This window comes from Paenibacillus ginsengihumi DSM 21568, from assembly GCF_000380965.1.
Classification (GTDB): domain Bacteria; phylum Bacillota; class Bacilli; order Paenibacillales; family NBRC-103111; genus Paenibacillus_G; species Paenibacillus_G ginsengihumi.
In genome coordinates, this window is the sequence record NZ_KB905561.1 from 1 (window position 1) to 12790 (window position 12790).

General features: G+C 57.3%; 9 protein-coding genes. 8 read left to right on the forward strand and 1 reads right to left on the reverse strand.

Annotation, left to right across the window (positions count from 1 at the left end):
* The first annotated feature begins 505 nt into the window (after nt 1–505).
* From F591_RS32715 to F591_RS0109600, 8 genes are all read left to right on the forward strand, one after another.
* Complete coding sequence (locus F591_RS32715) at nt 506–685, forward strand: hypothetical protein (RefSeq protein ID WP_083935417.1); 180 nt, start codon at nt 506–508, stop codon at nt 683–685.
* A 550-nt stretch (nt 686–1235) separates the two neighbouring features.
* Nucleotides 1236–2552 carry an extracellular solute-binding protein gene (locus tag F591_RS0109570; RefSeq protein WP_019534378.1) on the forward strand — a complete coding sequence of 439 codons (1317 nt, stop codon included), beginning with the start codon at nt 1236–1238 and terminating at the stop codon, nt 2550–2552.
* 68 nt (nt 2553–2620) lie between these two features.
* Entirely contained in the window at nt 2621–3496 is an 876-nt protein-coding gene (locus F591_RS0109575) for a carbohydrate ABC transporter permease (RefSeq protein WP_019534379.1), read from the forward strand.
* An 18-nt stretch (nt 3497–3514) separates the two neighbouring features.
* A complete protein-coding gene (locus F591_RS0109580) occupies nt 3515–4393 on the forward strand; it encodes a carbohydrate ABC transporter permease (protein WP_019534380.1) in 879 nt (292 codons plus the stop codon).
* A 93-nt stretch (nt 4394–4486) separates the two neighbouring features.
* Nucleotides 4487–6241 (forward strand): sensor histidine kinase, encoded by a 1755-nt coding sequence (locus F591_RS0109585; protein ID WP_019534381.1) that lies wholly within the window; start codon nt 4487–4489, stop codon nt 6239–6241.
* Nucleotides 6238–7821, forward strand: coding sequence for a helix-turn-helix domain-containing protein (locus F591_RS0109590; protein WP_019534382.1), 1584 nt, complete (start codon nt 6238–6240; stop codon nt 7819–7821). Before F591_RS0109585 ends, F591_RS0109590 begins: the two co-directional genes overlap by 4 nt.
* Nucleotides 7822–7856: 35 nt before the next feature.
* Nucleotides 7857–10367, forward strand: coding sequence for a beta-mannosidase (locus F591_RS0109595; RefSeq protein ID WP_019534383.1), 2511 nt, complete (start codon nt 7857–7859; stop codon nt 10365–10367).
* Nucleotides 10368–11002: 635 nt separating this feature from the next.
* Nucleotides 11003–11899 carry an Rpn family recombination-promoting nuclease/putative transposase gene (locus F591_RS0109600; RefSeq protein WP_019534384.1) on the forward strand — a complete coding sequence of 299 codons (897 nt, stop codon included), beginning with the start codon at nt 11003–11005 and terminating at the stop codon, nt 11897–11899.
* Between the two features lie 421 nt (nt 11900–12320).
* Here F591_RS0109600 and F591_RS31330 read toward each other — a convergent pair whose 3' ends face one another.
* Nucleotides 12321–12752: a hypothetical protein gene (locus tag F591_RS31330; RefSeq protein ID WP_156829504.1), complete on the reverse strand. Its 432-nt coding sequence runs from the start codon at nt 12750–12752 to the stop codon at nt 12321–12323.
* Nucleotides 12753–12790: the final 38 nt, after the last annotated feature.

A 12790-nucleotide genomic window follows, 5' to 3' on the forward strand; every position in this document is an offset into this window, starting at 1 on the left:
TCTATCTTGAAAATTTGGCGATATACGCCGACAAAATTTCAACACCGCAGGTGACGACCGATGACGTAAGGAAGCGCTCGTCATAGGCGTCTATCTTGAAAATAGCGCCGGTCCCGCGGCCCCTTCCTGCGCTTGAGCGGCCGATTTGCCCGGCGCAGACAGCCACGCTTCGATCTAACAAGTTAACGCTTTATCGAAGTTAATCTTTCTGGCAGCTTTTCCGGCAGCGCTGAGAAAAGCTTGCCTTGGGCATGGCCCTTTATTGTGCAAGGTTACACTTTACTGCGACAGGGATACTTAACCGGCGGCCCCCGAAACCCGCGCCAGCGTGCGGACTCCACGTTAGCGTGAAAGCTTCATGCTAGCGTTCGGATTCTGCATGAGCGAGCGAACTCCGCATTATCTTGCGAAATCCGCGTTAGCGCGGCTCCTCCCCAGGCACACCGGCGACAAATCCTGCAAAAAATGCAACATTTTCCGGCCTCTTGGCACCAGCAGAAGGGGAATGTTGCACTTTGTGCAACAATTTAGGGGAGATTGGCTTCAAACCCGGGAACAGCGCCCAAAATGTTGCACATTTTACAACATTGAGCCGCAAATAAGATTTATTCCCCCGTTTTTGTTGTACAAAATACAACATTTGCTGGCTCTCTCTAGAGAAAATTCAGCTTTATCTACAAGCTGAATTTTCAACACCGAAGGTGACGACCGATGACGAAGGAAGCGCTCGCCGTAGGCGCCCATCTCGCTATTAATCATGCATCACGTAAAATTCCACAGATGCAAATATTCTATATATTGTGCTTTATTATACCACAAGGTTTCCGGCTCAAGCGCAGCTGCGGAGGCTTAACGCTGCAAGGCCGAACAAGGGCTGACGGACTGTCGGACTAGCAGACTGACGGTTCTCTGGCGGACTGGCGACTGACGATCTAGCAGACTGACGGTTCTCTGTGGATTGGCGACTGACGAGCTAGCAGACTAACGGTTCTTTGGCGGACTGGCGACTGACGATCTAGCAGACTGCCGGTTCTCTGGCGGACTATCGGACTGCCGGACTGGCGGTTCTGCGGCGGATTGACAGTCTAGCGGACTGCCAGTCGGTCGGCACAGCGGCTCCCGATCCAAGCCCCCGATCCGATATTTTTCTACCCTAATGCTTATCATTGTCTCCTTACTGAACGAAACGCTCACGGGTTAGAATGAGGACAGAAGATAAAGGGGAGGTTAACCGCATGAAAAACATATATAAAATCGGCATGACGATGGCGCTGTCGGCTTCCGTGCTGGCAGGCTGCGGCGGCGGTTCGGGAACGCAAGGGGCGGACGGAGGCTCCGCAGAGAAGGTGCAATTGACCGTATGGCACAACTGGACCGGCCAGGATGCGAAAGCGATTGCGATGAGACAAATTTTGGACGATTTCCAGGCTTCCCATCCGAACATCGAGCTTGAGGTGGAGGGCCTGCCGACCGACGGCTTGAAGACGCGCCTCCGCACGGTCGCCGCGGCGGACGAAATGCCGGACCTGTTCGTCATGTGGCCTGACGCGATGACGAAGGAGTTCGTAAACGGCGGCCTGCTGCAGCCGATCGACGAGTTCCTGGACAGCAAGCCGGAATGGAAAAACAACTTCATCCCGAACGCTCTGGACGGATATACGGTGGACGGCAAAATTTATTCCGTCCCGATGAACCTGGCGCCGAGCTCGTTCATCTATTACAACCAGGCGATCTTCGACCAGTACGGCGTCAAAGTGCCGGAAACGTGGGACGAGCTGAAGGCGGCGATCGACACCTTCAACAAGAACAACGTCATCCCGATCGCGCTCGGCAACAAGGCGAACTGGGTCGTGCAGTCGACCATCTTCAGCACCATCGCCGACCGCGTGACGGGAACGGATTGGCTGCTGAAGGCGGTGAACCAGGATGGAGCGAAGTTTACCGATCCGCAGTTCATCGAAGCGCTGAAGGTGCTGCAGGATCTGGGCAACGCCAAGGCGTTCCAGGACGGCTTCAACAGCATCGACGAGAACCAGATGATTCAGCTGTATAACCAAGGCAAGGCCGCCATGTTTATCGACGGCGGCTGGGCGCTGGCCAATCTCGTGAAGACGGCGCCGCAGGAAGTGCTGGACAAGACGCACATTACCATCCTGCCGCCGATCGAAGGAGGCAAGGGCGATCCCCAATCGACCTCGGGTGTCGTCGGAACCGGCATGGGCGTCAGCAAGAAGCTGGAGGGCGCGAGAAAAGACGCGGCCATGGAGCTGCTCTATGCGCTGGCCGGTCCGGAAGGCCAGAAGGCGACGCTCGACAGCAGCACGCTTGTCAGCTACAACATCGAGCTGGACGAGTCCAAGGCCCACCCGCTGTTCGTGGAGTTGAACAATCTGATGAAGGAAACGAAAATCAGCCCGGTATACGACTCCAAGCTGAGCTCGGCCGCGGTCGAGGTGATCAACAACGGGCTGCAAGAGCTGCTGATGGGCGGCAACCCGGAGACGATCGCCCAAAAAATTCAAGACGCGCAAGCGGGTGCGATCGGCAAATAAAACCGCTATTCCCGAATAAAGCCCTCCCTAGCGGAGGGCTGACTATTTAGCGAAGGAAGTGATCATTCATGAATACCCTGCGCATCCGCCGGTTCGTTGTGATGGGCCTCTTGCCCTCGCTGCTCATATACGCCTTGTTCGTCTTTGTGCCGGTCGTATGGTCCGCCTACTACGGTTTTTTCGACTGGAAGGGCATCGGCGAGGCCAAGTTCATCGGACTTGGCAACTATGCGGAGATTTTGCGCGATCCTGTATTTTGGCGGGCGCTCAAAAACAACGTGATCTTCGTGCTCGCCTCCGTGTTCGGGCAAGTGCCGATCGCGCTCGTCCTGGCCATTATGCTTAACAAAAGCAATATGCTGCAAAGATTTCTCCGCTCCGCTATCTTCATGCCGATGGTGTTGTCCGCCGTCGTCATCGGGATGATCTGGCAGTACATTTACCATCCGCAGATCGGGATACTGAACTTTTTGCTGGATGCGCTCGGTCTCGAAAGCTGGAAGCTGCAGTGGCTGTCCGATCCGAACATCGCCATCTTCTCGCTGACGCCTCCGCTCATCTGGAGCTTCGTCGGCTTGTATCTCATCATCTTCATGTCGGCGCTGCAAAACATTCCCGGAGACATTCACGATGCCGCGCAGATCGACGGAGCGACCGGGGCGAGGAAGCTGTTCTCCGTGACGCTGCCGATGATTTGGGGCACGATCCAGGTGGCGCTCATCCTGTGCATTTCCGGCAGCTTGAAATCGTTCGACCTCGTGTACATCATGACCAAGGGCGGACCGGCGCATGCGACGGAGTTGCTTGCGACGTACATGTACAACTCGACGTTCTCGTCTTACCGTTACGGCTTCGGGAGCGCGATCTCGACCTCGATCGTGCTGATCAGCTTGCTCTTCATCGGGACGAGCCAATGGCTGACGAGCCGCAGAAAGAATGGATAACGAAAGGGGGAACCGGCCATGAACCAATCTGCTCTGCAGGCGAGACAGGCGCCGTCACATAAAACCGGCATTTCCGTGAAAAAATGGAGGGGAGCGATCCTCTGGACATTCCTCACCATATACGGGCTGCTGACATTGTATCCGTTATTTTGGCTATTCATCAGCGCCTTCAAGACGAATGCGGAATTTATGAACCGTCCGTTCGCGTTGCCCGAGGCATGGCAGCTGGAAAATTTCACGCGGGCCTGGGCATCGTCGAAGATGGGCACGGCTTTCTTGAACTCGGTCATCGTCTCGGTCGTTTCGCTGGCTCTGACGCTGTTTATCGCGGCACTCGCTTCTTACGTGCTGGCCCGCTTCAAATTCCGTTTCAAGGGCTGGATCATGACTTTCTTCGTCGTCGGGATGCTGATTCCGATTCACAGCACGCTCGTTCCGCTGTTCATCCTGATGAAGCAAATATCGCTGCTCAATACGTATTGGGCGCTGATTTTGCCGTATACCGCCTTTGCGCTGCCGACGGCGATTTTCGTGCTGACCGCTTATTTGTCGTCCGTGCCCAAGGAGATCGAGGAAGCGGCCTACATTGACGGCACAGGGCTGTGGGGCGTATTCCTGCGCATTATGCTGCCGATTTCGCTGCCGGCGTTAGCCACCGTCTCGATTCTCAGCTTCCTGCACTCTTGGAACGATTTCTCGTTCGCTCTCGTATTTATCAGCAAGACGAGCCTGAAGACGCTGCCGCTGAGCATCGCCACGTTCGCGGACGGGTATCAGACCGATTACGGCCTGACGCTTGCGGCCATGACGATCTCCGTCATTCCGACCATCGCGATGTATCTGATGTTCCAGGAGCAGGTGATGAAGGGCATGACGGCCGGCGCGGTGAAAGGCTGATACCCGCAGGCGGAGCCGGCTTTCAAGCGGTTCCGCCGCCCTTTTTTCGCTTCAGGCTTTAAGGTGTGCGGTGCGCGGAGGAGGTGACTTGCGATGCTGCGCTGGATAGGCCGTTCGTTGCAGCGCAAGCTGTCCGTCATTATGTTGGCGGCGACATTAATCCCGCTTTTGTCACTGGGCGTATTCGCCTATCTGATTTCCTCCCGGATTACGGAGGAGAATACGAAGCAGTCGGGGATCGATACGCTGGCTCAGATGCGGGGGAACCTGCGTTTTATTGTCGAGGATGTCAACCATCTGTCCATCTTCCTGATCGGCGAGCGGGAAGTGCAGCAGTACCTCCGCGCCAGCGGCGACGACGGGAACGCCCGGGTGCGCATTCAAGGCTTTTTATCGAATCTGGTCGTATCCAAGCCTTACGTGTCCCATATTACGATCTACCCGGGCAACGGCGATGTTCCCATCTCGACGATGACGCTCTACGAGTCGGAGCTGGACAAGCAGCTCGATCTTCGTCAAGTAACGGAGAAAAGGTGGACGGGACTGTACAGCATCGTCAATTACGCCGGAAGACAGAACGTGTTCTCGTTCATTCGTCCCTTGCGCAGCATCGGCGACTACCGCCCTTTGGGCTGGGTGTCGATTACGCTGGACGAGCAGGCGATCTCCCGTTACTGGAAGCCGGGGCGGCTCGGAGAAGGGCAGGGGCGCATTGCGCTGTTGAACGAACAGGGCCTTATTCTTTCGAGCACGGAAAAAGAGTGGCTGGCCATGCCGGTCGATTCGCTGTTTCCCGGACTTGCGGACGCGCTGGAAAATCCGGCAAGCGGGGCGGTCACTTACGGGCGGGGCGCGGACAAGCAGACGGTGCTGTATTATCGGGAACCGCTCGTCGGATGGACGATCGTCGGGCTCGTTCCGTTTGAGCAGTACAGCGCCCGCAACCGGTACATTTTGCTGCTGACCGCTGCCGCCGTGACGGTGTCGGTGCTGGCTACAGCGGCGCTGATCCTGTACTTCGTGCGCAGGGTCACCAATCCGCTGCGGGCGCTGACCCGGCTGCTGTCCAGGTTGAATCCGGACGAGCCGCTGCCCCGATATCCGGCTTCGTCCTCCGACGAGATCGGCCGGCTGGCCCAAAGCTACAACCGGCTTGGCAGTCATATCGAGAAGCTGAAGCGTGAGCTGATTCGCGGCGAGGCGCGCAAGAAGGAAGCCGATATGCGGGCGCTGCAGGCGCAGATTAACCCGCATTTTTTGTATAACACGCTGTCGTCCATTCACTGGATGGCGCTCATGACCGAGGAGAAGCGGATCGCCGATATGGTCGGGGCGCTGAGCGATTTTTTGCGGTTCAGCTTGAATAAAGGCAAAGAATACTGCCCGGTGCATCAGGAAATCGACCATATCCGCAACTATGCCCAGGTGCAGTCGATCCGTTATCCGGACAAGTTCGATATCGATTTTACAGTCGATCCATCGCTGCAGGATAAATATATGCTCAAGCTGCTGCTGCAGCCTCTGGTTGAAAATGCGATGATTCACGGCATTCAGAAAAAAGAAGGACGGGGCGTCATCTCCGTCTACGTCGGGCGCGACGGGGAGCGGATGAGCTTCATCATCCAGGACGACGGCGTCGGGATGAGCGAGGAGCGGCTGGAGGAGATCCGCGGCAGCCTGCATCTGGCGGAGCGCGGCGAGGCGCCGGACATCAGCTATGGGCTGCGCAACGTGCACGAGCGGCTGATTCTGCATTACGGCCCTGAAGCGGGCCTTCGCATCGACAGCCGGGAGCAGGCGGGCACGCGCGTCGCGTTTTCCATTCCCGTGTTGGAGGATATCCCATGAGAATCATGATCGTTGACGATGAAGTCATTATACGGACAGGGCTGGCCAAGGTGATCCGCTGGCACGAGCTGGGCCTGGAGCTGCTCAAGCCGGCGGCTTCCGCCGAGGAGGCGCTGAAGCGGATTCCGCGGGAGCGGCCGAACATTCTGCTTACGGACATTCGCATGACCGGGAAAACCGGGCTGCAGCTAGCCGAGGAAACGAAGGCGCTGCTTCCGGACGCGGAAGTGATCATCTTGTCGGGGTACGACGACTTCGTTTATACGCAGCAGGCGATTCGCCAAGGGGTGAGCGATTATTTGCTGAAGACGAGCCGTCCTGAGGAAATCATCAGGACCGTGCTTAGAGCGAAGCGGCGAATTGAGGAGAAGTGGGCCGCCCGCAATGAGGACCAGGCGAAGCAGAAGGCGGCGCGCAGCCTCATGCTGGAGCGGCTCCTCCTGGGCGAGACGGACGAAGCCGACCTGGGGCGGCTGCCTGCCTATTTGCCCGGCTTGTTCCCGGAGGCCGATAGCGGCGGAGAAGGCCGGTACCAGATTGCGCTCATTCATGCCGAGGGCTGGGGCGAATCGGCCCCGATGGCGGCGCTGCTGCTGTTCGCGGTGGAAAATATGCTGGGGGAGCTGCTGCGCTGCGAGACGCTGATGCAGAAGAAGCGCATCGCCGTCGCCGTGCGGCTGGACAGCCGGGGGAAGCTCGCTCTGGCGGGGCTGCTGGAGAAGATCGAGGAGCTGCTGAAATGCACGCTCTTCGCCGCTGTCGGCGTGCCGGTGGAGCGGCTTGCGCAGTGCCGGGAATCGTACGAAACGGCGGAGGAGGCGTTCGCCTACAAAGGCTTGCTCGGCAAGCGCATCTGTCTGTACGAGGAGATTCGGCAGCGCAAGGGCGGCAAAACCGTCTGTACGCACGAGGAAGAGATGGAACTGTCGGCGATTTTGCTGGACAACGATCTCGTCGACCTGAAAAATTGGGTGCAGCGGTATATGAAGGCGCAGCTGGACGATCCGCAGACGACGATCGAATCGCTCGAAGCGGCGGTGCATTCTGCCGCGCTGTCGGCGCATCGCTGGCTGGAGCGGGCGCTGTCGGCAACCGGCAGGGGGATGCCGCCGGAGCTGTCCGCTCCGCACCTCAATCTGAAGGAGGGCGGGCTGCCGAAGGATGCGCTCTTCGCTTATTTGCGCGCGGTCATGAGCCTGTATCATCAGCGGCTGGCGGAAGGGCCGGCGGCGCATGTGCAGAAGGCGATGGCTTACATCGAGCAGCATTTGGGCAGCGATGTGGGGCTGCAGCAGGTGGCAAGGCATGTGCATCTGCATCCGAACCATTTGAGCGAGGTGTTCAAGAAAGAGACCGGAACGACCTTTGGCGATTATGTGACCCGCCGCAAGCTGAGCCGGGCGATGGAGATTTTGTCCGTTTCGCCGGCCAAGATCAGCGAGGTGGCGGCGAAGGTCGGCTACGAGGACGTCAAATATTTCAGCCAGTTGTTCAAAAAGTTTACCGGCAAAACGCCGAGCGAATTCCGCGAGGAAGCCGCGGGAGGCGGGGGAGCGGCCGCCGGTAGCATGGAGGAATAGCGCGCTAGACGCGGATGGAAAGGGAGAGGATACGCATGGAATTGTCGGGATTGTGGAGAATTCAGCATTTTGACGTCGGGCAGGCGAGACCGCTGGACGTGGCCGCCGCCGGGCTGGACGACCGCTTCTGGATTACCGCCAGGGTGCCTGGCGACGTGCATTCGGCGCTGATCGAGCGGGGGATTATCGATCACCCGTACTTTGGGCATAACGATGCGAAGTGCCGCTGGATCGAGCAGAAGGAATGGTGGTACCGGACCAGCTTCGACTATGAGAAACCGCAAGGGCGGGAGGAGCGGCATGAGCTCATTTTTGAGGGCCTCGATACGTTCGCTACGATCTATGTCAACGGCCTGGAGATCGGCAAGACGGACAACGCGCTGATGGGGCATACGTTCGACGTCACGCGGATTTTGCGCAGCGGCAAAAACACCATCGCCGTCCGCTTCGATCCGCTCTACCTGCACAACCGGGACAAGGAGCAGGTTCAGTGGTCGTCCTACACGAAGGAGCGCCCCTGGATTCGCAAAGCGGCGATGAATTTCGGCTGGGACTGGGGGCCGCGGATGGTCACCGTCGGCATTTGGGGGAAGGTGCGGCTCGAACGCCGGCGCGTCGCCAGGCTGGACAGCGTCTTCGCGCGGACGGCCTCGCTGGCTGAGCAGGAAGCGTTGGTGCAGGTTGACGTGGAGGCGACCGCCTATCGCCGCGGTGCCGTCTGCCGGGCGGAGATAACGCTTAAGACCGCTGACGGCGCGGTCGTCGCAGCGGAAGCGATGGCGCTTGACGGGAGCCATGCCGCCGCATTGCTGCGCGTGCCAAAGCCGCGCCTGTGGTGGACCCATGACCTTGGCGAGCCTTACCTTTACCGCTTGGAGGTCGCGCTGCTGGCGGGCGGCGAGCCGGTCGACCGGTACGAAGCGGATTTCGGCATCCGCACCATCGAGCTGCAGCTGAAGGACGAGGCGGGCGGCAACGCCTTCGCGTTTGTGCTCAACGGCGTTAAGCTGTTCGCGAAGGGAGCCAATTGGATCCCGGTCGACAACTTGATCGGCGCGGCGCCGGACGACCGCTACCGCGACCTGATCGAGCTGTCCGTCCAAGCGAATATGAACATGCTGCGCGTCTGGGCCGGCGGCATTTACGAGAAGGACGTCTTCTACGAGGAATGCGACCGGCGCGGCGTGCTCGTATGGCAGGACTTCGCCTTCGCCAATGCGCTGTTTCCCGACTACAACCGCGATTTCATGGAAAATGTACGCCGCGAGGCGGAATACAACGTGAAGCGGCTGCGCAATCATGCGTCGCTGGCGCTCTGGTGCGGCAACAACGAGATCGACTGGCTGTACGACATGAAGACCGCCGGCGGCGACATTACGTGCCCGTTCTACGGGGAGAGCATCTATCACGAGCTGCTGCCGGAGGTGCTGGCGGCGCTCGACGACAGCCGCGCCTATTGGCCTTCTTCGCCGTTCGGAGGCGACGACGCCAACGATCCCGAAGTCGGCGACCGACACAACTGGCAGGTATGGCACGGCTCTGTCTATCCGCGCCGCAGCGGCGAGCCGCCACTGATCGATTACAGCGTGGAAGGGGTCAGCTTCAAAAACTATAAGAAGGACTTCGCCCTGTTCAGCAGCGAGTTCGGCATGCACGCCTCGGCGAACCGCTACACGCTGGAGAAAAACATTCCGGCCGGCCAGTTTTATTGGAACAGCGACGAGATGGCTTACCGCAACAAGGATACGAACCATCAGAAGGGCATCCTGCTGATGGAAGGCTATACCGGCATTCCGAGGGACATCGAGGAATACATGAATTTCTCCATGCTGACGCAGGCCGAAGGGCTGAAATACGGCATCGAGCATTACCGCCGCAACAAGCGCCGCACAAGCGGAACGCTCATCTGGCAGCTCAACGACAGCTGGCCCGGAACGAGCTGGTCGCTGATCGACTACGAGCTGCTGCCGAAGGCGTCGTATTTCTACGCGAAGAAGTTCTATGATCCGGTGCTGCTCTCGCTCGATCATGAGCCCGGCGAGCCGCTGGCCGTATGGGTCGTGAACGACCGCCTGGAGCCGATCGTCGGCAAGGTGCGACTGACGGTGTACGATTTCGCCGGGCAGGAACTGTTCTCGCGCGCATTCGACGCCTGCGTGCCGGGAAATGCGGCGGCCGAGCTGGGCCGCCTGCCGGAAGCCGAGGCGCTCGCCGGCCGCGCCGCCGAGGACGTTGTCGTGCGGCTGTCCGCCGAAGGCTGGGACGCCCCGGACAACCTGTGCTATCTGCGCGATCAGAAGGATCTGCGCCTGCCGCCTGCCGCGCTTGAGGTGGAGGTTGACGAGCGCGAGCAGACCGTGACCGTGACGGCGGCTTGCTCGCTCGCGCGGATGGTGAAGCTGGACGTGCCGCACGGCAACATCCGCTTCAGCGACAACTTCTTCGATCTGCTTCCCGGCGAGCGGAAGACGGTGCAGATCCGCCATCCCCGCGGGCGCAGCGTGTCCCTGGACCGCCTGAAGGTGTCGGCGCTTAACGCGAAGTGATCTTAAACAACGCGAATGATCAGCGAAGACTGACCGATGAGGCGGTCGGTTTTCGTTCATTGAAGGCGTCCAGCATGAAATAGGGCTGGGGTTTTTGTCCCGGGCTACGTCCCGTGCGTCAGACTTTGTACAACAAAAACGGGGGGATACACCGCATCTGCGGCTCATTGTTGTAGAAAGTGCAACATTTCGGGCGATGTTCCCCGATTTGAAGCCCATCTTGCCCACATTGTTGCAAAAAATACAATATTCCCCTTCCTCCTATGCGAAGGGTACGGAAAATGTTGTATTTTTTGCAAGATTCGTTGTCTCATGTGCCCAGGGAAGGGCAGCACCAACTCGGAGTTCGGGGGCCGCCGGCTGAGTATCGGTCGCAGCAAAGAAAAACCTTGCCGAAAGCAAGGTTTTTCTTAATGGAGACCCAGGGAAAGAGACTGTGAAGACAGACGTAGAACCTACAAAATCCAACTCAAAACGTGGTATAATAAGAAAAACGTCTATCGACGTCCATTCAAGGAAGGGCGACCGCGGTTAAGCGGTAGTTTATCTTGGTACAGAAAGTCACACTTTGTTTTATCGCTTTAGCAAAGTTAGACTTTCTGTAACGTTAAAAAAGAAATGGAGTTGATTGTCAGATGGCGGATTTGCTTGACCCCCGGAACGATTTCGTCTTCAAACGAATTTTCGGCAGTGAAGATAATAAGGATGTGCTGCTCGCTTTCTTAAATCGTACGTTTGCCGAGTCCGGTGAGCCGCCGCTGACGGAGATTGTTCTGCTTAATCCATACACAGATAAAGATACCCCTCTCGATAAGCAGTCCATTTTTGACATTTGGGCAAAGACGGCAGAGGGCAAGCTGATTGATATCGAAATGCAGTTGTTCAATAAATATGATATTGAGAAACGCACGCTTTATTACTGGGGCAAACGTTATTCCAGCCAGCTGCAGGAAGGACAGACCTACAAGGAACTGAAAAAGTGTGTTAACATCAATATCTTGAACTATTCGTTTATTTCAAACGACCGTTATCATAATGTGTTCCATCTGAGGGAGGATAGCTCGGGAATTGAGCTGTGCGACGATATCGAGATTCATTTCATGGAGCTGTCCAAGCTGGATGATCAAGCCATTCCGGTAGAAGGCGGCCTGATCAATTGGCTCTTGTTCTTGAAAGGTGCCGACAAATCGAATTGGGAGGTGCTGAAGATGAATGAACCGACTTTGAAAAAGGCCATGGATACGCTGGAGTTTCTAAGCCAGGATCGCGAGGCGCGCAGGCGTTATGAGGAGCGGCAGAAGTATTTGCATGACGAAGCCTCCATGATTGAATGGGCTACGGAAAAAGGAATGGCAGAGGGAATGGCGAAGGGAATGGCGAAGGGAATGGCTGAAGGCATGGCCAAAGGGGAACAAAAGAAGGCCACTGAAATCGCCAAAAACATGCTCTTGATGGGAATGGAAGTTTCCGTTATCGCCAAAGCAAGCGGGCTATCGGAAGCTGAAATCGAAGCGCTCAAGCCGAGCCGTTAATTCTTTATCGAATCAACATCCAGACTTGGCCTGCGGAGAGCCAAAAACCTTTAAACACTCGGGTATGTTTAAAGGTTTTTTATTTTGCGGCCAAGTACGAAAAGCGGCTGTGGCTGAGCGGGATCAAGGAAGTAACTGTGGGCTTACGTTTTGCCGGGCTGACATGGCAGACCTGAAGCTAACGCTAGTCACAGAGCTTATTTCCCTCGAAACGATCGATTTGAAATTGTAACGCAAGTGAGCAGCTTTATTCGGTATTTAGGGCTGCCCGATTCAGCGTTTTTGACAAAATCGCGCTACCCAGCTTGCGTTACCTTTTAAAAGAGCACGAATCAGCTAAATTGCGTTTGTCACTTGCGTTAGAGAGCATATGGTGACTCATGGCTCCATGGACCGCTTTTCGCCCTCGGTTTATGCTGCCTTAGCCATGCCTTGCGGTTCGAGTCATACTGGTACCCACCCAAACGTGAAATCGTTTGCAGCTTAAGTCATGGGGCAATTTTCTTAAGCGGACGAGCTCATCAGCGGACATGCTCATCCTTGAATAGACGTCGATATACGTTTTTCTTCTCGGTTTTCCTTCAGCTTTTGGGTCCATCCAGCCTGATTGAGCTCGAAGATTGCGAAGTCGGACTTCCAGAGTCGGCTGGGGGGAGGGGCAGCGGAAAATACCGACGCCCGTCTCGACACACAGGGTCGGGGGCTGCTCCGGCAGCTCCAGCGCCTCCGGCAGATCCAGCAGATCCAGTGGCTCCGACAGTTTCGGCGGCTCCGGCGGCTCCAACGCCCCCGGCAGATCCGGCAGCTCCAGCGGCTCCAGCGCCTCTGGCAGCTTCGGCAGCTCCAGTGACAAGGCCCATTTCGCGGTTGAAACTTTTTGCCGGGCTGGGG